This is a genomic window from Acidocella sp. MX-AZ03 (assembly GCF_027626035.1).
Taxonomy (GTDB): domain Bacteria; phylum Pseudomonadota; class Alphaproteobacteria; order Acetobacterales; family Acetobacteraceae; genus Acidocella; species Acidocella facilis.
This window is the reverse complement of the sequence record NZ_CP110774.1, coordinates 2,568,029-2,591,294: the sequence shown is the minus strand read 5'-3', so window position 1 is coordinate 2,591,294 and position 23,266 is coordinate 2,568,029. Positions and strand designations below refer to the sequence as shown.

Below are 23,266 nucleotides of genomic sequence, written 5' to 3'. Positions count from 1 at the left end.
ATGGTAGAGACCGCCCTTCAGGCCGCCGATCTGTTCCGCGCCGGCCGCCTGGCCGATGCGCTGGCCGCCGCCAATGCCGAGGTGAAGGCCGCGCCGACCGATCTCGGCCGCCGCGTGCTGCTGGCCGAGCTGCTGCTGTTCTCCGGCAATCTGGAACGCGCCGACGTGATCCTGGATGCCGCCGGCCAGCTCGACCCGTCTGTTGCCGTCGTCGTCTCGGAATTCCGCCAGCTGCTGCGCGCCGAGACCGCGCGGCGCCAGCTCTACCGCGATGGCCGGGTGCCGGAGCTGCTGGGGGATCTGGAGCCGACCGGCCAGGCCTCGATGAAGGCGCTGGTGGCGCTGCGCGAGGGCCATCTGGCCGAAGCCGCCGCCGCCGCGCAGGAGGCCGAAGCGCTGCGCCCGCGCATCACCGGCACCGTCAACGGCCAGAGCGTCGATGATTTCCGCGACGCGGATGATCTGATCCCGGGCTATATCGAAACCCTGACCACCACCGGCAAATATTTCTGGATTCCGGTCTCGCGCATCGAGAGCCTGGAATTCCATCCGCCCAAGCGCCCGCGCGACCTCGCCTGGCGCCGCTGCTCGATGAGCGTGACCGCCGGGCCGGATGGCGATGTCTATATCCCCGCCCTCTATTTCACCGCCGAGGAAACGGATGACGCCCACCGCCTCGGCCGCGCCACCAGCTGGAGCGAGGGCGAAGGCCCGGTGCGCGGCATCGGCCAGCGTGTGTTCCTGGCCGGGGAAGAGGATCTGACGATCATGCAGCTCGACGCGCTGAGCTTCCAGCCGGCCGCATGAGCGACGACACGCTCAGCCGCGGCGCCAACGCCAATCTCTTCATCGAGCGGATGCGCGATTCCGGCGCGCGGGTGAAGCTCTCGGTGCTGGACCGGCTGCTCGATGATGCCCCGGAGATGGAGCGCGACCGCCCGCTCTCCGCCACCGAGGCACTGAGCGTGCTGCGCCGCGCCGTGCGGCGGGATCTGGAGGCGCTGCTGAATGGCCGCCGCCGCCTGGCCTCGGTGCCGGCGGGGATGAATGAGCTGGCCAATTCCTCCTTCACCTTCGGCCTGCCGGATTTCACCGCCGGGGCGATGCAGGAGGATGGCGCGCGCGAGACGCTGCGCCGCGAGATCGAGCGCAGCATCCGCCAGTTCGAGCCACGGCTGATCCAGGTGGCGGTGAAGCTGGTGCCGGCGAAGGAGGAGACCAGCACCACGCTGCATTTCCGCATCGACGCGCTGCTGCAGGCGGACCCGGCCCCCGAGCCGATCAGTTTCGAGACATTGGTGAACGCCGCCACCACCGACATCGCGGTCGCCGGAGGCGAGATTGGCTGATACGCTGCTGCCTTATTTCAACCAGGAGCTGGCGGCCATCCGCCAGCTCGCGGCGGAATTCGCCCAGGCGCACCCCAAGGTCGCCGGCCGGCTGCGGCTGAGCCCGGACACGGTGGACGACCCGCACGTGGCGCGGCTGCTGGATGGTGTCGCCTTCCTCTCCGCCCGCGCCCAGGCGCGGCTGGATGATGAATTCCCGGAACTCACCGACACGCTGCTGGATATTCTCTATCCGCACTACCTCGCGCCGTTCCCCTCCTGCGCCATCACCCAGTTCAGCGCCAAGCCGGACCTCGCCGCCCAGGTGGAGGTTCCCGCCGGGTTCGAGCTGGAGACCGAAGCCGTGCGCGGCCAGAGCTGCCGCTATCGCACCACCAGCCCGCTCACCCTCTGGCCGGTGAAGCTGGAGAGTGCCCGCCTCACCGGTCTGCCCTTCACCGCACCGGTCAACCAGCTTGCCAATGGCGCGGTGGCGGTGCTGCGGCTGGTCTTCACCACGCTGAACCCGGATGTGAAATTCAGCCAGCTCGGCATGGATAGGCTGCGCCTGTTCCTGCGCGGCGGCCAGGCGGCGGCATTGCAACTCTACGAGCTGCTGGCCGCGCATACGCTGGGCGTCGCGCTGGCGGATACGCCGGGGGATCTCTCGCCAGTGCTGCTGCCGGCCAGTGCCGTGCAGGAGGTCGGCTTCGCGCCGGAGGAGGCGCTGCTGCCCTGGCCGGCGCGCAGCTTCGAGGGCTTCCGCCTGCTCAGCGAATATTTCGCCTTTCCGCAGAAATTCATGTTCCTCGATCTCGCCGGGCTCGGCGCCAAGACGCTGGTGCAGGACAGCAACCGGCTGGAGGTGTTTCTCTATCTCGACCGGACCTCGGCCGAGCTGGAGCGCGGGGTCGATGCCAATATGTTCGCGCTCGGCTGCACGCCGATGGTCAATCTCTTCGCGCAGCGTTGCGAGCCGGTGGCGCTGGACCATACCACCACCGAATATCGCGTGCTGCCGGATGCCAGGCGCGCCAGCGTCACCGAGATCTGGAGTGTCTCCAGCGTGCGCGAGGTGCGCCAGGACGGCACCAGCCGGCCCTTCCTGCCCTTCTACCGGCTCAGCCGTAACGAGGCCTCGGCGCCAGGCGAGGGCGGGTCCTATCTCGTCGCGCGGCGGGACGGGCCGGCCGCCCTCGGCGGCACGGACAGCTTCATCTCGCTGTTCGATGCCGGCTTCGACCCCGAGGCGAAGCTGGACAGCGTGCTCTCGGTCGAGGCGCTCTGCCTCAACCGGGACCTCCCGGCCGATTTGCCCTTCGGCGGCGGCCGCCCCGGGCTGAAGGCCTTGCAGCCCCATACCGGGATCGCGGCGATGGCCTGCGTCACCCCGCCGACGCCGACGCTGCGCCCGGAGCGGCGGGCGCGCAAAGCCTGGCGGCTGATCTCGCACCTCTCGCTCGGCCATCTCTCCGTCACCGGCGGCGCGGAAGGGGCGGCGGCGCTGAAGGAAATCTTGCGCCTGTATGATCTGCGCGAAACCGCCGATACCCGTGCGGCGATCGAGGCGCTGCTCGCCGTCACCGCCCGCCCCGGCACGGCGCGTGTCCCCGGCGCGCGGCTGGGGGCCTTCTGCCGGGGGCTGGATGTGGAGCTGGAATTCGACCAGCGCGCCTTCCAGGGCTCCGGCCTCTATCTGCTGAGCGCGGTGCTGGCGCGCTTCCTGGCGCTGCATGCCAGCATCAACTCCTTCGTGCGCACATCCGTGCGGCTGCGCGGCAAGCCGGAGCCGGAGCTGCGCTTTCCGCCCCGCGCCGGGGCCAAGGTGCTGCTCTAGACGATGGCGCCGAAATCCCCACTCGAACGCCTGGCCGCCACCCCGCATCTGTTCCGCTTCGATGCGGCGGTGCGGCTGTTGCGCCTGGCCGCCCGCACCCGGCACAAGGATGACGCGGTGCGCTTCGCCGCGCCGCCGAGCCTGGCCCAGCCGGTCGCCGAGGTGCTGGAGGCGCAGGCGCCGTCGGGTGGCCGTCGCGCCCGGCTGGTCAGCACCCTGATCGGGCTGATCGGCCCCTCGGCTGAGATGCCGCGCTGGTACACCGAGCTGCTGGCCCAGGCCAACCGGCAGAAATCCCGCGCCGTGCTGGATTTTTTCGATCTGCTGGCGCAGCGCCTGATCTCTGGCTTCGCCCTGGCCGGCGCCAAATACCGGCTGCCGCGCTCGGCCGAGCAGGCGGCGCAGGCCGGGGTGGAGGAGCCGATCGGCGCCGGGCTGCTCGCCTTCACCGGCTTCGGCACGCCGCATCTGGAACCGCGCCTGCCGGTGGGGGCGGATGCGCTGCGCCATTATGCCGGTTTCTTCGCCGCGCATCCGCGCTCTTCCAGCCGGCTCGCCAGCATGGTCTCGGATTATCTCGGCCGGCCGGTGGAAATCCGGGAATTCGCCGGCGCCTGGCTGCCGATCGCCCCGGACCAGCAAAGCCGGCTGCCGCGCGGGCGCATCCCTGGCGCCTTCTGCGCGCTGGGCAGGATGCCGCCATCGGCACCCGCGCCTGGGACCAGCAGGCGCGCTTCATCGTGCGCATCGGCCCGCTCTCGCGCGCCGGCTTCGAGGCGCTGCTGCCGGACAAAGCCTTGCTGCCCGCCTTGGTTTCGCTGATCCGCGCCTATGTCGGCTGGGAGGCGGATTTCGCCATCAATCTGGTGCTGGACGCGCAGGAAATCCCGCCGCTCAGCCTGGGCGGCGGGCCGGGGCGGCGCGGCTGGGCTGGACCAGCTGGGCGCCGTCCTCCACCGCCGGGCTGAAAGGCCGGGTTCTGGTGGACGAGACCCTGTTCAGCGCCGCAACCGTGGAGCGGCTTTCCGCGTAAACCGGATCGTTGCTCTCGCCTAACGGGAGGGTTGGCGCTACAATCCCGCTCAAATCAAGGAGGTTTTAGACCATGCGCAAAACCAGCTTCAAACTCGCTCTTTCTGGTGTGCTGCTCAGCGCCGCCTTTGCCGCGCCCGCCCTGGCGCAAAGCGCGCAACAGCTGATCAACCAGCTCAAGCCCAGCGGCGCGCTGAGCGACACCACCCGCGGCATCAAGCCGATCGCCCCCGGCGAGGCCCCGGCCCCGGCGATGCAGGCCAGCCCCGCCGCGATGCCGGCGATGAACGCGCCAGCCGCGAAGCCGCAGGCGATGCCGACCGCGCCTTCGGCCAATCTGATCGTGGATTTCGCCTCCGGCTCGGCCGCGCTCACCCCGCAGGCCCGCGCCACTCTGGACCAGCTCGGCAAGGCGCTGACCAGCCAGCAGCTCGCCGCCTATCATTTCAAGATCGTCGGCCATACCGACACAACTGGCACCGCGCCGCAAAACCAGACCCTCTCCGAGCAGCGGGCCGATGCGGTGAAATCCTATCTGCAGACCAAGTTCGGCGTCGCTGATACCCGCCTGCAGGCCAGCGGCGTGGGCGAGGCGGATCTCGCTGTGCAGACCCCGCCGAACACCCCCAACCGCCAGAACCGGCGCGTCGAAATCATCAATATCGGCCAGTAACCATCTGCCATGGGGGGCGGGGCGGAAACGAGGACGATACCATCGTCATCCGGAGCGCCCCTCCGGCCATTGCTTCACGCCGGCGCGGCCTGCTCAAGGCCGGGCTTGGCGGCGGTGCCGCGATGCTGGCGCTGGCCGGGTTCGGCGTCGCCTGGTGGGCACGCGGGCCAGCACCAATCGCCATCGGCACCGCCAGCGAAGCCGAGATCGACGCCACCCAGCCCTGCGAGACCATCGTCACCTATTTCGCACCTGACAAATCCGTCGTGGTGGTGGATTTCCCGTCTCTGCTCGCCCAGGGCCAGGCTTTGGACCGGGTGGCGGCCTTCGTCGAGAAAGCCAATGTCCCGCATGACCGGCTGCTGGATGATGCCGCGTTGAACGCCGCCATCGCCGCCGGCGGCGAGACGGTCGCCAGCTATTATTACGGCCACGATTATCAGGCGGCGGACCTGGCGCGGTTCTTCGCTCTGGCGAAATCCGAGAATATCCAGCTCAATCCAGAGGAATTATGGCTGCGCCGGCTGCTGCGCCAGCTTGGCTGGCTGCGGGCGGGGGCGAATGGCGCGCTGATCACCCTGCCGGCGGCGGGTGGCGATGTTTCGCCCGAAATGCGCGCGGTGATTTTGCGCCATGAAATCTCCCATGGCGCCTTCTACATCGTTCCCGAATACCGGCATTACACCGAACGCTTCTGGGCCGGCCTGACGCCGGCAGACCGCGCCGCCTTCACGGGCTTCCTCGGCCGCCAGGGCTACGATACCAGCCTGACCGAGCTGATGCTGAATGAAACCCAGGCCTATCTGATCTTCACCCGCGACCCGCGCTTCTTCAACGCTGCGGCAGTGGGGAAAACCGAAGCCGAGATCGACCAGCTGCGCCAGGGCTTCATCGCCAACATGCCGAATTTCTGGCTCACCCCGCTCGCCACCGCGCCATTGCCGCCGGTGCCCGCCACCATGCCGACATGCCCGACAAAGCAGGCGATGGCGGTGACGGGGCAGAGGCGGATGTGCTTATGTTATCGCAAGGGGGATTCGAAGCGACGTGGGTATGACATGTCGGGGTACCGCGCCGCTCAGCAAACTCGTTTAAAGCCGGCTCAAGCGCCGCAGGCGGATCGGTGTTGCCCGTTTCGTCATCCCACAAAAAACGGCCATTTATCCAGCATGCTCAGAACGTGCAAAGCAGCCTGGATACGCTCGTAATAACCGGCTCAAACACCTCGGCGGATGAGATGCCGCCAAACCAGGAGTTTTTCACCTTTTTGCCGTACAGAAACGTGCTCGAATAAACATACCAACGTGTCCTGCCGCGCACCGTGACCAGGTAGCTGACATGGGCAGGGAATTCTTTGGTCGTCATGTTGTTGGCGAGATTGCCCGGTCCGGCGTAGGTCTCGTAATTGACGCGCGCGACAACATTGCCGGGAGTCAACTTGCCTTTGAGCGATACGCCATTGGCATCATGGTAAAAATGCAGGTTCGATCCTGAATCATTCACCTGCAAGCTGCAGCCATTCATCGCGCCCGTGAGCACGAGCGTTCCCAGCGGCGCGTTTTTGGGGACCACGCATGTGCCGACGCCGCCATAGGGAATATGCACATAAGGATAAAAATAATCGCCATTGCCGGGCGTCACCTGTAGCTCAAAGACGTTCTTGTTCTTGCCGTGGGAAACGCATTTAACCGAGCATGGGCCACCGATGGTCTCGGTATTGCCGGTATAAGCCGTAGACTGCACAAGATAAAAGTTGGATTGATAGGCTTTGTCCGGGTTCGACCGTAAATTGGTCATCGCCAGATTATTGCACGGCGGCAAATTCACAGATGCGGACATCTTCGGTGGTCTCCTGTTCCGCGGTTTGTTTTTGTCAAAGGCGATGGGATGTTTCATCCCGTGTCAACGGACGTCATCTTGTGCCCCTTCTTGCCAGGCAATCTCGGCGCAGGTCAACAGACGTTGCGAATATCGAATGTTACAACGGGGTGTCATTTTATCGATGGCTTTGGCGTCGATCCTGGCACGGTAATGGAAGCGCCGTGTACCGCCGCTATTTCGCCAGCGTCACCACCGGGATCGCCGCCACCGAAATTTTTGCCCCTCCCGCCGCAGCATTCTGCAACGCCTGGCGCAACGCCGGCAGATAATCGCTGGCGGTCTCATCCTGCGGCCGCAGCTTGGCAAAGAGCGGCACTGAGGAGGCGATGGAGATGATCATGTCCGTCCCAAACGGCGCGCTCACCTGCCAGCTCGCCCCGCCACGCGCCGGATCGCCGAGAACCTTGGCGCCGCCTGCGGCAAATTGCTGCGCGGCGTCGGTGCTGGTGGGGTAGAGATGCAGCACCGAGCCATCGGAGGAGAAATAATCCGTTTCCAGATAGCCGCTGAAATTCGGCATCGTCTCGTCGATGGTGATCAGATCGTTATTGTAAAGCTGGGTCTTGCCGCCGGCGAGGGCGAGTGACAGGGCGCCATCGCTGCCGGGGAACAAGGCGTGATACGGGCGGATCGTATCCAGAGCCGTGCAATAGGGCCCGTCCACGGTATCGATCTGGTTCACGATGCCGCCGGGATCTGGCAGGGATTGAATGGCGCCGCTCAACGCGGCCTGCGGCGCCCCCGCCCCGGCCAGGCCGGTCAGGGTTTGCGTTGGCAGATTGGCGCTGAGCAAGGTGCAGGGCAGAGCGCCCAGCGTCGCGCTGTAGCGCGCCTGCAACTGAGCAGGTGTGAGGGCGGGAGCAGGGGCCGGTTTCGGCGCCACCGGCGCGGGGCTTGCGCCACGGCGGGAGCGGGCGGCGAGGCGGGCGAGGGTGCCGCCTGCTTATGGCCGCCGAACAACGCATATCCGCCACCGCCCAGCACCGCGAGCACCAGCACGGCGGCGCCCCCAGCACTGCCGGGCTCGGGCCGTTTTTCTTGGGTACCGGTGCGGGCGCGGGCGGGGCGTTGGCGCCGACGGCGCGCTGGGGCGGCGCGGGGCCACCATCGTCGCCTCGGCATCGCCGAAATCCTCAGCCCCAGGCCGAAACTCTCCACCGCCGCGGTCTTCGCCTCAGCCGCCTCACGCAATGCCAGAGCAAAATCGGATGCCGCGGCGAAGCGGTCCTCAGGCCGTTTCGCCATCGCCTTTCTCACCACCGCATCCAGCGCCGGGGTCACGCTCACGGAGAGCGCGGAGGGCGGCGGCGGCTCGGTATGCAGCACCTTGTGCATGATCGCGGTCAGCCCGCCCTCGAACGGCTTTTCCCCGGTCAGCAGCTGATACAGCATTACGCCGAGGAATAGAGATCCGTGCGCGCATCCACGGTCTGCCCCATGAACTGCTCCGGCGACATGTAAGAGGGCGTGCCCAGCATGGTGCCGGCCTGGGTCATCGAGCTGCTCTCGATCCGGGCGATGCCGAAATCTGCGATCTTCACCTCGCCGGCCTGGGTCAGCATGATATTGGCGGGCTTGATATCGCGATGCACGACGCCGCGCCCGTGGCTGTATTGCAGCCCGGCCATCAGCCCCTCCATCAGCCGCACGATCTCGGGCACGCCGAAGCGCTCGCCCTTGTCCAGCACATGTTTCAGCGTCGTGCCGTCGACGAATTCCATGACGATATAGGCGATTTCAGGGTTTCGCCGTAATCGAAGACACCGACGATGTTGGGGTGGCTGAGCCGCCCGGCCGCCTGCGCCTCGCGCTTGAAGCGGGCCAGCTCCTCCTGGGCTTCCACATCCTCGGCATCCGGCAGCTTGACGGTCTTGATCGCCACGCGCCGGTCGATGATCGGGTCATAGCCCTCATACACCGTGCCCATGGCGCCCTTGCCCAGCACCTGGCGCAGCTCGTATTTGCCCAGCATTTCGGTCATGGTTTGGTTATAGCCGTCACTTGCCGGAACCGGAAAGAGCTTCGGCGCCGCCATCGCCGATGACGGTGAAGGCGGCCCAGTAAAACGGATCCGCGATCTGCGCCGGGAAGCCCTTGCCGGCACCGCTGATCAGCGCCAGCTGCGCCGCCCGCAAGCTGCCCGCCGCCCCGCCGGCGCTGGCCGCATGCAGGCGCGAGAGCGTATCGGCAACCAGATAGGCCGAGACCTGATCATTTACCGACCATTGCGTCACCAGCATTGCCCGCGCGCCGGCGAAGAAGAAGCTGCGCGCGAGGCCCGAGAGCGCCTCGCCGCCTTCCTCGCCGCCGCCGGTATTGCAGGCGGAGAGCACGACGAGATTGGCATCCAGCTTCAGCCCCATCACGTCGCTGGTGGTCAGCTGCGCCTGGTCGGCGGATGCCGCTCCCGCCGGGGCGGAGGTGACGATCGCCGGCTCCGCCTGGCAGGGCAGGTCGGTGGGCAGAAGCGCATGGGTGGCGAAATGCAGGATCTGGAAATTCTTCAGATCCGCTTTTTCCACATCCGGCACGGTGAAGCCGGCACCCAGCAGCTCATCCTGCGGCCCGGCGCCGAAGATCGCCGATGCCGCCTGCAATTCCAGCTTGGCGTAAGGCAGCTGCGGCAGCCCGGCGAATTCGGCCGCGGCCTGCGGGCAGGCGGCGGGGCTGTAGGTCGCCTGGGCCTGGGCCAGGCTCACCGGTCGGAAATCGCCGAAGCCGAACCAGGGCTGCTTCGCCGCCGACGTTCCTTCTGCCGGCGCAGGGAAACGAAATTCGCCGCGGCCGGCACATAGGCCAGGGTGGTCTGGCGGATCAGCCAGGGCGCATGCGCGAGATCCGTGGCGCTGGCCGGGCCGGTGGGCAGCAGCGCGAAGGGCAGGGCCAGCAGCGCGCCGGAGGGCGCCACCACCAGATCATGCACTCCCGCCATCTGCGCCGCGAACGGGCCCAGCGTATCGGCATAGATCGTCGCCGCGTCGGCCATGTCGAACGCCGGCAGGCCATTGGTGCCGGGTTCGATGCTGGCGCGCACCTGCTTCACCAGCCGCGCCATGCCAAGCTCGGTCTCGTTCGCCTGGGCCACGTCCACGCGTCCGGCATGCAGGAAGAACAGCCAGCTATGCCGGGGCGTGGTGGTGATGCCGAGGAAGGCCTCATCCGGGCGCAGCAATTTCAGCACCTCGGTCGCGGGCACCACCTGCTGCACGAGCTGCCCGTAATTCGGCGCCGCCGCCTGCTCGGCCAGCCCGGCCTGTTGCAGCCGCGCGGTGGCGGCGGCGATGTCCTTGTCCAGCCTGGCCAGGGCCGCGCCATTATTGGCCGTGTGCGCCGCCTGGTCGCGCTGCTGATAGAGATCGGCCAGCCGGTGCTGCGCATCCTGCTGGGCGCGGATGGCGGTTGCCACTTTCGGATCGCTGGCGCTGGAGGCAAGCCGCGCCGCCGCCTGGGCGATTTCCTGGGTGGTGACGCTGCCTTGGGTGAGTTCGGCGGCCTCGAACATTTCGCCATGCAGCGTGCCGGCCCGGGCCGGATCATCCGTGGCCGCCTTGGCGTAAACATCCAGACATGGCCCGATCAGCCCGGCGGTGCCGCCCAGGCGCAGCTTGCGCAACAGCGCGATACCGTCACGGCAGGCGGATAAAGCGGCCTGGGTGTCGCCGCTTTGCGCCAGCGCCGCGCCGCGCAGCAGATCCGTCTGCGCCACCGGCCGGCTGCCGGGCAGGGCGTCGTTGAACGAGGCTGCCGCCCTGGCCAGATCCGCCGCCGCCGCCGCCGGCTGCCCGTTCGCGCTGGCCAGCACGGCGCGGGTGCGGTCCAGCCGCGCATCCAGGGAGGGCGGTTCCAGCCCGTTGGCGCTGGCGATGCGCCGGGCATTGGCGATGGCCGCGTCGCTGCCGGCCCGGTCGCCGATCCGCTCCAGCACCAGCGCCTGATAGCGCCAGGATTCGATCACCCCGAGCAAGGCCGCCTGCGTCACCGGGCTGTTCAGCGTCACCTGGTCGGCCAGCAGCGTATCCGCCCCCGCCGGCGCGCTGATCGAGAACAGCGCGTTATTCTGCGCGGCCTGCGGCTGCGCCTGCAACAAGGCTGGCGGCACCAGCGCGGCATAGGCTTGCCGGGCCTCCTGCAGCCGCGCCAGCGCGCGCTGGCTCTGCCCTTGGTTGAGCGCGTCCAGCGCCTCGTCATAGCGCAAAACCGCCGGCGCGGTGGGGTCGCTGGCGCGCGGTGCCAGTGCGGCGGCGGTGGCGAACTGCGCCTGGGCCTGGGCGTACAGGCCCTGGTTGGAAAGGTTGAGCCCCAGCGCCAGCATCGGGATCACCGTGCCGGGATTGTCCGCGCCGAGCTTCTTCTGCTGCAGCGCCAGCGCGGCGCGGTAGGCGATGACCGCGGCGGGGAAATTCTCCGCCTGATTGGCCTGCGCGCCCAGCGCCATCAGCGCGTCATACTGGCCGACATCGCCGGAGCTGAACGCATGCGCTGCCAGCCTTTGCGCCAGCAGCTGGTCGGATTGCGCGACCCCGGCCTGGCCGGCGGCGGCGGCGGGAACCCGGCCGCTGACCACGCCAATGCCGCGCTGCATCGCCGGCAGTGCGGGCTGCACGCCATCAGCGTAATAAACCTTGCCGTCGATCTCCGCCGCCAACGCCACATAGGGCCAGCCGCCGAAACGCTGGGTGCAGGGCAGAATTTCAGCCGGCACGCCATCGAGGATTCGCGCCGGCTGCGGCGCCTCGCAGACATAGGCGGCATCCAGCCCGGCCCGCCACGGGCTGCTGGCGGCAAGGCCAGGCAGGGTGGCCGCGCTGGCCGCGCCGCCAATCTGCACATGCGCACTCGGCTGGTCCCAGCTGCCGCAATAAATATCAGCCCGGCCATCGGCCAGCCTTTGCAGGGTGCAGCCCTCCCCGGCGCTGTTCTGCCCCACCGGCAGGCCGGTGCTGGTGCTGCTGGCCTGCTCATAGGCGCTGGCCGGCGGCTTGCTGCAGCCCGCCACCGTGAGCAGCAGCGCCAAGGCGGCGGGCGTGTGGATAAAACCTGCAATCCTCATGGCCTGCCCTTTTAAAAATCCCGCGCCGCGACCCCGGGCTGCGGCACATTCTTGTCCAGCTTCTTGCGCTTGCGCGGCGAGAGATCGAAATTCTGCAGCGGGCTGGCTTGCGGCAGCCCGGCAATGGGCAGGATGGTGCAGTTCACCGAGCCGATCGGGCAGGTATTGAACCGGTATCCCGGCTGCGGGAAGGGGAAGGCGGAGCCGTTACCGGCCGCGGTCGGGCCGGTGATGCTGCCGATGGAGCCGGTCATGTCGGTCGAGGCCGCGCTCACCACTTCCAGATGCAGCACGTTGATATTGCCGGTGATCACCCCGGCCGGTCCGCTGGCCAGGACCAGATCGGTATTCGGCGCGTCGAGCAGCCCCGGGTCGGCGCCAGCGCGATGCTGCCGCTGCCGCCAAGGCGCATGAACAGGGCCGCGACCGGGCTGGCATTGCCGAGATAGGCGGCGAGATTCGGTCCGGAATCGATGTAGAAGGTCCCGGTGGAGACGATTGACGGGTCGCTGCTCACCAGCACGGAATCGATTCCGGTGCGCGGCTGGGTGGCCGTGCTGCTGATGGTGGAGCCGCTCAGGAACAGGCCGCCGGCCGGGTTGCCCTCCAGCGTCAATGCGCCGCTGGCGGTGATGCTGGCGACATTGGCGACCAGCGGGCCCAGCAGCGTCAGCGCCTCGCTGTCATTGAGCAGGATGGTTCCGCCCGGCATCAGGAAGCTGCCCAGCGTGGCGATGTCGCCCGGACCGGTGAAATTCGCCAGCTGGCCGGCGGTGCCGCTCAGCGTGCCGGCATCCAGGCTGCCCGCCAAGTGTAGAATCTCGCCGCTGGCCTGCAAAGCCAGCGCGCCGGTGATGTCGGTGGCGCCGGAGAGGGTGATCGAAGGGGCGCTGATCGTCGCCGTCGCCGCGCTGATCGACCCGCCGGTCTGCACCACCGCGCCGTTGGCGGTCAGCTTCAGGCTGTTGCCGATCCGCGCGGTGCCGCTGCTGGTGAAGCCGCCGGCGGCGCCCAGCGTGGCGTTCTGCGCGCTCAGCGTCCCCGCCAGCTCGTTGACATTGGCGATGCTCACATCGCCGCTCGCGGTGACATTGCCGAGCTGCGTGATGGCGGTGCCGCTCAGCGAGATGGCGCTGGCAACCGCATTGAAGACCGGCGTGCTGACCAGCCCGCCGGATTGGCCGATGGCGCCGCCGCTGGCCAGGTTGAGGGCCTGCCCGGCGGTGATATCGCCGCTCAGGGTGAGCGGGGTGCCGGTGGTCAGCTGCACCAGGCCGGTCGCCGCGAACGGCCCCAGCACCGGCACCAGATTGCCCGGCTGGCCGAAGCGGGCGTTGCCGCCGATGGTCCCGCCATCGCTGGTCAAGGCGGCGGCGGTGATGCTGCCGCCGGTCTGGGTGATGCTGCTGGCATCCCACAGCGCCAGCGTGCCGCCCAGCGCCACCGGCGCGCTGATGGCGAGCGCCGTGCCATCCGCCATCGCCAGCCCGCCGGCAGCGTTGAAATTGCCAAGCTGATCGATCCGGTTGGCGCCGCTATTGAGCACCGCGCCGCCGGAGAGGCTGCCCGTCCCGGTGGTCAGCAGCGCGGTGGTGATCGCGGCGCTGGCGCCCTCGCTGGCGCTGCCGCCATTCAGCTGCAAGGCGCTGCCGGCATCGAGGACGCCGTTCAGGGCCAGGCTCGGCGCATTCAGCGTCACCGTGCCGGCGCTGAGCGCGCCGGTTTGCGCCAGCACCGCGGCGCTGGTCAGGTCGATGGCGCCGGTCGCCGCCAGATCATTCACCACCGGGAACAGATTGCCCGGCTGGGCCATGATGATGTCGCCCTGCACGGTCCCCAGGCTGCTCAACGTGCCCGTACTCACCGCCCCGCCGCTTTGCAGGACGCTGCCGGTGCTGGCCAGCAGCAATGTGCCGGGAACCAGCACGGTGCCGGAGAGGTTCAAACCGTTGCTGGTCAGTATGGCATTGCCGGCGGAGAGGCTGCCGGCCTGGTTGAGGGCGCCGGCATCGCGCAGGCGCAGCGTGCCGGTAGCGCTGAAATTCGCCAGCGTGCCGATGCTGTTGCTGGCCGCATCGAGCGTCGCGTCGCCGCTGATATTGCCGGTCAACAGCGTGGCGTTGATGGAGCCGGTGGTCTCGGTCACGCCATTGCTGGCGATGAGCGCCAGCGTGCCGGCGGTGATCGGCGCCGCCAGCGTGAGGGTGCTGCCGGTGAGGCTGACCTGCTGGCCGCTGAGCGCGCTGGCCTGGGTGATCGCGCCGGCGCTGCGCAGCACCAGCCCGCCGCTGGTCGAAATCGGGCCGGTGATGGTCAGTGGCTGGGTGTCGGCCAGGGTGAAATTGCCGCTTCCGGGCGTCTGGGCGCTGCTCTGGGCGAAGCCGCCGCTGCCCAGCGTGAAGCTGCCGAGCGTGCCGAAGTTGTTGGTACCCTGGCCGAGATCGACATCGCCGACGATCTGCCCGCCTTGCTGCAGCAGGCTGGCGCTGAGCACATTGCCGGCGGTGGAGGTGATGCCGGCGCCGCTGGCCAGCGCCAGCGTGCCCGGCAGGCTCAGCGTGCCGGCGAAGCTTATGCCGTTGGCGGAGAGGGAGAGCAGCTTCGTCGACAGGCTGGCCGCCCCATCGGCGACGATGCCGCCTTGGGTGGAGATATCCAGCCGCGCCGCCGAGATCGCCCCCAGCAGCGTGCCGGACAGATCCAGCCCCGCCGCGCCGCCGCCCAGATCCACAGTGCGGGTGGCGGTCAGCGGCGAGATGTCCACGGTGCCGTTGCCGGCCTGGATCGCGCCGCCCGCATCGTTGATCGTATCGGCCGCCAGGCTGACATGCGGGCTGATCAGGGTGTTGCCCAGATCCAGGGTCGGCGCCGCGAGGGCGATGCTGCTGCCGGCACTGATCCCGCCCGCGACGCTGAGCGCGCCGGCATCGTTGATGGCGATGCCGCCGGCGGCGGTCAGGCCGGTGACGCTGGCGATGCTGTTGGCGCCGCCGGTCAGTGCGATGCTGCCCCCGCTGCCGGAGAGGCTGGAGAGGGTGAGCCCGTTGCCGCCGGTCTGGCTGATCGCGCCGCGCGCCGTCAGGCTCAGCGCGGTGGCGTTGATCTGGCCGTTCAGCGCCAGGCTGGTGCCGGTGAGGGCCAGATTGTTAGCACTGAGGTTGCCGGTCTGGGTCAGCCCGCCGGTGCTGTTCAGCGCGACGATGGCATTGGCGAAGGACACCGCGCCCTCGCTGAGGATGCTGTTGGCGGTGGCGCCGTCGGCGGCACCCAGCCTGATCACCGCGCCGCTGGCAAAGGCGCTGACCAGGGCTTGCGATAATTGCAACCCCGCCAGCCCGGTGCCGCCGAGATCGAGCCCGCCGCCATTATACGGGGCGATGGCGATGGTGCCGGCCGCCAGGCTGCCGCCAGTGCCTTCCACCAGGCCGGCGGTGACCAGCGCCAGGCTGGTGCTAGCACTCACCGGGCCGTTCAGCGTCATCGTGCCGGTATTGGCGATCAGCATGTCCCCGCCAGCGCTCAGGCTGCCGAGCGTGGCAATGCTGTTGGTCCCCCCAGCGCGATGGAGGTGCTGGCGCTGCCGGAGAGGCTGGCGGCGTTCAATTTCGCACCTGCCCCCTGGCTGATCGCGCCGGCGCTCTGGAGGCTGAGCGTGCTGGCCTCGACGCTGCCATCCAGCCCCAGGCTGGTGCCCGAGAGGCTGACGGCAGACCCGCTCAGCGTGCCGCTCTGGCTCAGGCCACCGGTGCTGTCGGCGGTGAAGGTGCCGGCGGAGATGTCGCCATTTAGCGCCATCGTGCTGCCGGCCAGATCGAACCCCTGGCCGCCCAGCGTGCCGGTCTGGGTGATCGCGCCGCTGCTGGTCAGCGTCACCAGCGCGTTGGCGAAGGAGATGTTGCCTTCGCTGTAAATGCTGCTGGCCTGCACGCCGTTGGCGGCGCCGATAATCACCACCGCGTGGCTGTCAAAGGTGCTGACCAGCGCCTGCGCAAGCTGCAAACCCGCCACCGCGGTGCCACCAAGATCGAGCGTCCCGGCATTATACGGGGCGATGGCGATCGTCCCCGCCGCCAGGCTGCCGCCGGTCCTCTCCAGCAAGCCGGCGGTGACCAGCGCCAGGCTGGTGCCTGCACTCACCGGCCCGTTCAGCGTGATCGTGCCGATATTGGCGATCAGCATGTCCCCGCCGGCGCTCATGCTGGCGAGCGTGGCAATGCTGTTGGCCCCGCCCAGCGTCAGCCCGCCGCCGATGCTGCCCGCCAGCCCGCCGACGACCAGGCTGCCGGCGCTCTCACCCACCGCCTTGCCGTCGGTAAGGGTCAAGGTGCCGGGGGTCGTCACCAGCCCTGCCAGCGTCAGGGATTGCGCGTCATTCAGCGCGATATTGCCGCCGGCGCTCAGCGTGCTGAGCGTGGCGATGCTGTTGGTGCCACCCAGCGCGATGGAGGCGCCAGCGCTGCCGGTGAGGCTGGCGGCGGCAAGCCCGGCGCTGCCGGCCTGATTGATCGCCCCTGTGGCGGCGAGGGTGGCGGTGGTCGCGGTGATGCTGCCATTCAGCCCCAGGCTGGAGCCGGAGAGGCTGATATCGGTGCCGGTCAGGCTCCCGCTCTGCACCAGCGTGCCGCCACTCGCCAGCTCCAGCGCGCTGCTGGCCGAGACGTTGCCGCTCAAAGTCATGGCCGTGGCGCTCAGCGTCACCGCGCTGGCGCTGACGCTGCCGGTCTGGCTCAGCGCCCCGGTATCGGTCAGCGCCAGCGTGCCGCCGGCGCTGAAATCGGCCAGCGTGCCGATGGTATTGCCGCCATTGCTCAGCACCGCGTCGCCGCCGATGCTGCCGGTGAGCGTGCCCGCCCGCAAGGGCGCGCTCTGGGTGAGCGTGCCGGCGCTGTCCAGCAGGGCAACCCCGGCGACGCTGACCGGCGCGGCCAGGCTCAGTGTCGGCGCCGAGAGCGTGATCTGCGCGGCGGCAACGCTGCCCGTGATGGCGAGCCCATGGGCGTCCTGCAGATCGATGCCGCTGCCGGCGGTCAGGCCGGTGACGCTGGCGATGCTGTTGGTCCCACCCAGCGCGATGGAGGTGCCAGCGCTGCCGGTGAGGCTGGCGGCGTTCAATTTCGCACCTGCCCCCTGGCTGATCGCGCCGGCGCTCTGGAGGGTGAGCGTGTTGGCCTCGACGCTGCCATCCAGCCCGAGGCTGCTACCCGAAAGGCTGACGGCGGTCCCGCTCAGCGTGCCGCTCTGGCTCAAGCCGCCGGTGCTGTCGGCGGTGAAGGTGCCGGCGGAGATGTCGCCATTCAGCGCCATCGTGCCGCCGGCCAGATCGAACCCCTGGCCGCCCAGCGTGCCGGTCTGGGTGATCGCGCCGCTGCTGGTCAGCGTCACCAGCGCGTTGGCGAAGGAGATGTTGCCTTCGCTGTAAACGCTGCTGGCCCGCACGCCGTTGGCGGCGCCGATGATCACCACCGCGTGGCTGTCAAAGGCGCTGACCAGCGCCTGCGCAAGCTGCAAACCCGCCACCGCGGTACCGCCAAGATCGAGCGTCCCGGCATTATACGGGGCGATGGCGATCGTCCCCGCCGCCAGGCTGCCGCCGGTCCCCTCCAGCAAGCCGGCGGTGACCAGCGCCAGGCTGGTGCCTGCACTCACCGGCCCGTTCAGCGTCATCGTGCCGATATTGGCGATCAGCATGTCCCCGCCGGCGCTCAGGCTGGCGAGCGTGGCGATGCTGTTGGCCCCGCCCAGCGTCAGCCCGCCGCCGATCTGCCCGGCCAGCCCGCCCAGCGACAGCGCCGCGCCGCCCGCCTCGGTGACGGCGGCGGCATCGGTCAAGGTCAGCGTGCCCGGCGTGGTCACCAGCCCGGCCAGGTTCAGCGCCTGGGCGTCGTTCAGCACGATATCGCTGCCAGCACTCAGGCTGCCGAGGGTGGCGATGCTGTTGGCCCCGCCCAGCGTCAGCCCGCCGCTGACGCTGCCGGTGAGCCCGGTGGCGCGGATCGCTCCGGCGCCGCTTTCCGCGAATGCCGCACCCTGCAGGGTCAGGCTGCCGCCGGCCTGCACCGGCCCGGTGATCCCGGTGGTGCCGGTGCTGGTCAGCAGAATGCTCTGCCCGGCGGTCAGGCCGGTGACGCTGGCGATGCTGTTGGTTCCCCCCAGCGCGATGGAGGTGCTGGCGCTGCCGGAGAGGCTGGCGGCGTTCAATTTCGCACCTGCCCCCTGGCTGATCGCGCCGGCGCTCTGGAGGCTGAGCGTGCTGGCCTCGACGCTGCCATCCAGCCCCAGGCTGGTGCCCGAGAGGCTGACGGCAGACCCGCTCAGCGTGCCGCTCTGGCTCAGGCCACCGGTGCTGTCGGCGGTGAAGGTGCCGGCGGAGATGTCGCCATTTAGCGCCATCGTGCTGCCGGCCAGATCGAAACCCTGGCCGCCCAGCGTGCCGGTCTGGGTGATCGCGCCGCTGCTGGTCAGCGTCACCAGCGCGTTGGCGAAGGAGATGTTACCTTCGCTGTAAATGCTGCTGGCCTGCACGCCGTTGGCGGCGCCGATAATCACCACCGCGTGGCTGTCAAAGGCGCTGACCAGCGCCTGCGCAAGCTGCAAACCCGCCACCGCGGTACCGCCAAGATCGAGCGTCCCGGCATTATACGGGGCGATGGCGATCGTCCCCGCCGCCAGGCTGCCGCCGGTCCTCTCCAGCAAGCCGGCGGTGACCAGCGCCAGGCTGGTGCCTGCACTCACCGGGCCGTTCAACGTCATCGTGCCGGTATTGGCGATCAGCATGTCCGCGCTGGCGCTGAGGCTACCGAGGGCCGCGATGCTGTTGGCGTTGGCCAAACTCAGCCCGCCGCCGATGCTGCCCGCCAGCCCGCCGACGACCAGACTGCCGGCGCTCTCACCCAGCGCCTTGCCATCGCTGAGGGTCAAGGTGCCGGGGGTCGTCACCAGCCCGGCCAGCGTCAGGGATTGCGCGTCATTCAGCGCGATATCGCCACCGGCGCTCAGGCTGCCGAGCGTGGCAATGCTGTTGGTCCCCCCCAGCGCGATGGAGGTGCTGGCGCTGCCGGAGAGGCTGGCGGCGTTCAATTTCGCACCTGCCCCCTGGCTGATCGCGCCGGCGCTCTGGAGGCTGAGCGTGCTGGCCTCGACGCTGCCATCCAGCCCCAGGCTGGTGCCCGAGAGGCTGACGGCAGACCCGCTCAGCGTGCCGCTCTGGCTCAGGCCACCGGTGCTGTCGGCGGTGAAGGTGCCGGCGGAGATGTCGCCATTTAGCGCCATCGTGCTGCCGGCCAGATCGAACCCCTGGCCGCCCAGCGTGCCGGTCTGGGTGATCGCGCCGCTGCTGGTCAGCGTCACCAGCGCGTTGGCGAAGGAGATGTTGCCTTCGCTGTAAATGCTGCTGGCCTGCACGCCGTTGGCGGCGCCGATAATCACCACCGCGTGGCTGTCAAAGGTGCTGACCAGCGCCTGCGCAAGCTGCAAACCCGCCACCGCGGTGCCACCAAGATCGAGCGTGCCGGCATTATACGGGGCGATGGCGATCGTCCCCGCCGCCAGGCTGCCGCCGGTCCCCTCCAGCAAGCCGGCGGTGACCAGCGCCAGGCTGGTGCCTGCACTCACCGGCCCGTTCAGCGTGATCGTGCCGATATTGGCGATCAGCATGTCCCCGCCGGCGCTCATGCTGGCGAGCGTGGCAATGCTGTTGGCCCCGCCCAGCGTCAGCCCGCCGCCGATGCTGCCCGCCAGCCCGCCGACGACCAGGCTGCCGGCGCTCTCACCCACCGCCTTGCCGTCGGTAAGGGTCAAGGTGCCGGGGGTCGTCACCAGCCCTGCCAGCGTCAGGGATTGCGCGTCATTCAGCGCGATATTGCCGCCGGCGCTCAGCGTGCTGAGCGTGGCGATGCTGTTGGTGCCACCCAGCGCGATGGAGGCGCCAGCGCTGCCGGTGAGGCTGGCGGCGGCAAGCCCGGCGCTGCCGGCCTGATTGATCGCCCCTGTGGCGGCGAGGGTGGCGGTGGTCGCGGTGATGCTGCCATTCAGCCCCAGGCTGGAGCCGGAGAGGCTGATATCGGTGCCGGTCAGGCTCCCGCTCTGCACCAGCGTGCCGCCACTCGCCAGCTCCAGCGCGCTGCTGGCCGAGACGTTGCCGCTCAAAGTCATGGCCGTGGCGCTCAGCGTCACCGCGCTGGCGCTGACGCTGCCGGTCTGGCTCAGCGCCCCGGTATCGGTCAGCGCCAGCGTGCCGCCGGCGCTGAAATCGGCCAGCGTGCCGATGGTATTGCCGCCATTGCTCAGCACCGCGTCGCCGCCGATGCTGCCGGTGAGCGTGCCCGCCCGCAAGGGCGCGCTCTGGGTGAGCGTGCCGGCGCTGTCCAGCAGGGCAACCCCGGCGACGCTGACCGGCGCGGCCAGGCTCAGTGTCGGCGCCGAGAGCGTGATCTGCGCGGCGGCAACGCTGCCCGTGATGGCGAGCCCATGGGCGTCCTGCAGATCGATGCCGCTGCCGGCGGTCAGGCCGGTGACGCTGGCGATGCTGTTGGTCCCACCCAGCGCGATGGAGGTGCCAGCGCTGCCGGTGAGGCTGGCGGCGTTCAATTTCGCACCTGCCCCCTGGCTGATCGCGCCGGCGCTCTGGAGGGTGAGCGTGTTGGCCTCGACGCTGCCATCCAGCCCGAGGCTGCTACCCGAAAGGCTGACGGCGGTCCCGCTCAGCGTGCCGCTCTGGCTCAAGCCGCCGGTGCTGTCGGCGGTGAAGGTGCCGGCGGAGATGTCGCCATTCAGCGCCATCGTGCCGCCGGCCAGATCGAACCCCTGGCCGCCCAGCGTGCCGGTCTGGGTGATCGCGCCGCTGCTGGTCAGCGTCACCAGCGCGTTGGCGAAGGAGATGTTGCCTTCGCTGTAAACGCTGCTGGCCCGCACGCCGTTGGCGGCGCCGATGATCACCACCGCGTGGCTGTCAAAGGCGCTGACCAGCGCCTGCGCAAGCTGCAAACCCGCCACCGCGGTACCGCCAAGATCGAGCGTCCCGGCATTATACGGGGCGATGGCGATCGTCCCCGCCGCCAGGCTGCCGCCGGTCCCCTCCAGCAAGCCGGCGGTGACCAGCGCCAGGCTGGTGCCTGCACTCACCGGCCCGTTCAGCGTCATCGTCGCCACGGACTCGATCGCGATATCGCCGGCGGCGCTGAGGCTGCCGAGGGCCGCGATGCTGTTATGGCCGCCCAGCGCGATGGAGGCGCCAGCGCTGCCGGTGAGGGTGGCGGCGGCAAGCCCGGCGCTGCCGGCCTGATTGATCGCCCCTGTGGCGGCGAGGGTGGCGGTGGTCGCGGTGATGCTGCCATTCAGCCCCAGGCTGGAGCCGGAGAGGCTGATATCGGTGCCGGTCAGGCTCCCGCTCTGCACCAGCGTGCCGCTGCTCGCCAGCTCCAGCGCGCTGCTGGCCGAGACGTTGCCGCTCAGAGTCATGGCCGTGGCGCTCAGCGTCACCGCGCTGGCGCTGACGCTGCCGGTCTGGCTCAGCGCCCCGGTATCGGTCAGCGCCAGCGTGCCGCCGGCGCTGAAATCGGCCAGCGTGCCGATGGTATTGCCGCCATTGCTCAGCACCGCGTCGCCGCCGATGCTGCCGGTGAGGCTGGTCGCGCTGATGCCGCCTGACGCTCCCTCGGCAATGCTGCCGCCGGCATTCAGGATCAATTCGGTGCCGGAGATCACGCCATTGATGTCGATGACGCTGCTGCTGCCGCTATCCGCCAGGGTGATGGTGGTGCCGCTGAGCGAGGCGCCGATATTCAGCGTCCCGGCGGCATCGATCTCGATCGATCCCTGCGCCGAGATATTCGCGGTGATGCTGACATTTTTGTTTGAGACCAACTTCAGCTCGTCGGCGAAGTTCAGATTTATAGCGCTGGCGACGGAAAGCAGCTTCGCCGCTTCCAGCACGATGGTGCCGTTTAGCAGCGCCAGATCGTCTGGATTGACGTAGGAGGTGGTGGGGCTGCTGCTGGTGTCACCAGCGTGGTGGTGGGGTTGTTGAATGGGCCGCTGGAATTGCTGTTGGCGTTGGTGAGGGAGGCGCTGGTGACGATCAGCGTCTGCGGATCCAGCAAAATCTCGCCGGCCTGGCCGTTGATCGCGGTGTCATACACCGTGCCGCCAAGGCTGATGACGCCGTCGGAGGAAATCTCGACGAGGCCGCCATTGCCGCCCAGCGTGCCGCCGGTGGTCGAGATGGTGCCCTGCAAGGCGGTGCTCTGGCTGCTCAGCAGCGTCACCTTGCCGCCATCGCCCTTGGTGACGGCATTGGCCTTGATCTGCGCCCCGGCGGCGATGCTGACGGCAGCGGCGCGCGGCGCCGTGCTGTCACGCGCCCCTTGCGCGGCGCGGGCGAGGTCGGTGCCGAGCGCGATGGTGCCGCCGCCCGCCTGGCCGGAGGCGTCGATGACAGCGTGCGGGGCCACCGCCACCGTGCCGCTCGCCACCGCCTCGATCTTGCCGCCGCTGCTGGCGACCGCATGGCCCTGCGCCAGCAGGTTGCCGGCGATGTTGATGCCCCCGCCCACCGCCTGCAGCGAGATGCTGCCGCTCTGCCCCTCGGCGCTGTTGGCGCGCAGCGTGCCGCCCACCTGCAAGAGCTGCGAGATCAGCCCGTCCGCATCCGCGGCGGTGAGGGTGATCTTGCCGCCATCGGCGAGGATCAGACCTTTATTGGTCACCAGAGCCGGGACGATTTTGCCCTTCAGATCCACCTGCGTCACCGCCTTGGTGACATCCAGAGAGATCAGCCTGTCGCCATAGAGATCCAGCGTGAAGGCGTCCGCCCCGGCCAGCACCACCTGGCCCAGCCGGGCGGTGATGATGCCGTTATTGGCCACTTGCGGCGCCACCAGCCCGACCAGCCCGGCCTGCCCGGCGGTCAGCTTGCCATCATTGACGATCTTCGCCCCCGGATTCGGCGTGCCGGTGAAGGCCATCTTCCCGGCCATGAAGTCGGAATCAGAGATGTTGGAGGTGGAGACGAGGATCGCCTGCGCATTCACCTCCGCCCCTTGGTGAACACCACGCCGGACTGGTTGATCAGCACCAGCTGGCCATTGGCGCTGATATGGCCGGCAATGACAGAGGGGTCCGGGCTGACGACCCGGTTCAGCGTCACCGCGCTGGACGAAGGCTGCACATAGGTCACCTGCGCATTGCTGCCGACATTATAGCTCTGCCAGTTGATCGCGGCGCGGTCGCTGCTCTGGGTGATGGTGGTGCTGCCGGTGCCCTGGGTGATGCTGGCATTGCCGCCCACCACCACGCCGCCTTGCGGGGTGGCGGTGGAGGAGAGGCTCTGGGCGCGCGCCGGTGCGGCATGCGCCAGCACGGCGCTGAGCGCGGTGCTGGCCAACAGCCAAGACCCGCGCCAGGCGGCGCGGCTCTGGCCGCGTAGAGGCGATGATTTGATCTGCCGTTCCAGTGCCATTTTCAGTCTC

General features: G+C 68.9%; 15 protein-coding genes and 2 pseudogenes. 6 read left to right on the top strand and 11 right to left on the bottom strand.

Annotated elements, in window-relative coordinates:
* The 6 genes and pseudogenes from GT370_RS14360 to GT370_RS14330 all read left to right on the top strand — a co-directional run bounded on the left by GT370_RS14360 (position 1) and on the right by GT370_RS14330 (position 6,078).
* The gene (locus GT370_RS14360) at positions 1–807 is read left to right on the top strand and encodes a type VI secretion system accessory protein TagJ (protein ID WP_008493939.1); all 807 of its coding nucleotides are present in this window, start codon (positions 1–3) and stop codon (positions 805–807) included.
* Positions 804–1,349 carry a type VI secretion system baseplate subunit TssE gene (gene tssE, locus GT370_RS14355; protein ID WP_008493940.1) on the top strand — a complete coding sequence of 182 codons (546 nt, stop codon included), beginning with the start codon at positions 804–806 and terminating at the stop codon, positions 1,347–1,349. Before GT370_RS14360 ends, tssE begins: the two co-directional genes overlap by 4 nt.
* Positions 1,342–3,165 (top strand): type VI secretion system baseplate subunit TssF, encoded by a 1,824-nt coding sequence (tssF, locus tag GT370_RS14350; RefSeq protein ID WP_008493941.1) that lies wholly within the window; start codon positions 1,342–1,344, stop codon positions 3,163–3,165. Before tssE ends, tssF begins: the two co-directional genes overlap by 8 nt.
* 3 nt (positions 3,166–3,168) lie before the next feature.
* Positions 3,169–4,133: pseudogene (gene tssG / locus GT370_RS14345) on the top strand (type VI secretion system baseplate subunit TssG).
* A 137-nt stretch (positions 4,134–4,270) separates the two neighbouring features.
* Positions 4,271–4,870 carry an OmpA family protein gene (locus GT370_RS14335; RefSeq protein ID WP_008493943.1) on the top strand — a complete coding sequence of 200 codons (600 nt, stop codon included), beginning with the start codon at positions 4,271–4,273 and terminating at the stop codon, positions 4,868–4,870.
* A gap of 122 nt (positions 4,871–4,992) precedes the next feature.
* Positions 4,993–6,078 carry a hypothetical protein gene (locus GT370_RS14330; protein WP_270183280.1) on the top strand — a complete coding sequence of 362 codons (1,086 nt, stop codon included), beginning with the start codon at positions 4,993–4,995 and terminating at the stop codon, positions 6,076–6,078.
* Here GT370_RS14330 and GT370_RS14325 read toward each other — a convergent pair.
* From GT370_RS14325 to GT370_RS14275, 11 genes and pseudogenes are all read right to left on the bottom strand, one after another.
* Positions 6,044–6,709: a hypothetical protein gene (locus tag GT370_RS14325; RefSeq protein ID WP_008493945.1), complete on the bottom strand. Its 666-nt coding sequence runs from the start codon at positions 6,707–6,709 to the stop codon at positions 6,044–6,046. The genes GT370_RS14330 and GT370_RS14325 overlap by 35 nt on opposite strands.
* 214 nt (positions 6,710–6,923) lie before the next feature.
* Positions 6,924–7,589 carry a DUF4384 domain-containing protein gene (locus GT370_RS14320; protein WP_270183279.1) on the bottom strand — a complete coding sequence of 222 codons (666 nt, stop codon included), beginning with the start codon at positions 7,587–7,589 and terminating at the stop codon, positions 6,924–6,926.
* A complete protein-coding gene (locus GT370_RS14315) occupies positions 7,511–8,143 on the bottom strand; it encodes a hypothetical protein (protein WP_270183278.1) in 633 nt (210 codons plus the stop codon). The genes GT370_RS14320 and GT370_RS14315 overlap by 79 nt, the downstream gene beginning before the upstream one ends.
* A pseudogene (locus tag GT370_RS14310) lies at positions 8,143–8,723 on the bottom strand (serine/threonine-protein kinase). The gene GT370_RS14315 and the pseudogene GT370_RS14310 overlap by 1 nt, the downstream one beginning before the upstream one ends.
* Positions 8,724–8,748: 25 nt before the next feature.
* Complete coding sequence (locus GT370_RS14305) at positions 8,749–9,450, bottom strand: CHAT domain-containing protein (protein ID WP_270183277.1); 702 nt, start codon at positions 9,448–9,450, stop codon at positions 8,749–8,751.
* On the bottom strand, positions 9,447–11,801 hold the full coding sequence (locus GT370_RS14300) for a tetratricopeptide repeat protein (protein WP_270183276.1): 2,355 nt from the start codon (positions 11,799–11,801) through the stop codon (positions 9,447–9,449). Before GT370_RS14300 ends, GT370_RS14305 begins: the two co-directional genes overlap by 4 nt.
* 11 nt (positions 11,802–11,812) lie before the next feature.
* Positions 11,813–12,115, bottom strand: coding sequence for a hypothetical protein (locus tag GT370_RS14295; protein ID WP_270183275.1), 303 nt, complete (start codon positions 12,113–12,115; stop codon positions 11,813–11,815).
* Entirely contained in the window at positions 12,112–15,306 is a 3,195-nt protein-coding gene (locus tag GT370_RS14290) for a beta strand repeat-containing protein (protein WP_270183274.1), read from the bottom strand. Before GT370_RS14290 ends, GT370_RS14295 begins: the two co-directional genes overlap by 4 nt.
* A 14-nt stretch (positions 15,307–15,320) precedes the next feature.
* Entirely contained in the window at positions 15,321–21,731 is a 6,411-nt protein-coding gene (locus tag GT370_RS14285; RefSeq protein WP_270183273.1) for a hypothetical protein, read from the bottom strand.
* An 11-nt stretch (positions 21,732–21,742) separates the two neighbouring features.
* On the bottom strand, positions 21,743–22,828 hold the full coding sequence (locus tag GT370_RS14280) for a hypothetical protein (protein ID WP_270183272.1): 1,086 nt from the start codon (positions 22,826–22,828) through the stop codon (positions 21,743–21,745).
* Positions 22,825–23,256, bottom strand: coding sequence for a two-partner secretion domain-containing protein (locus GT370_RS14275; RefSeq protein ID WP_270183271.1), 432 nt, complete (start codon positions 23,254–23,256; stop codon positions 22,825–22,827). The genes GT370_RS14280 and GT370_RS14275 overlap by 4 nt, the downstream gene beginning before the upstream one ends.
* Between the last annotated feature and the right edge of the window lie 10 nt (positions 23,257–23,266).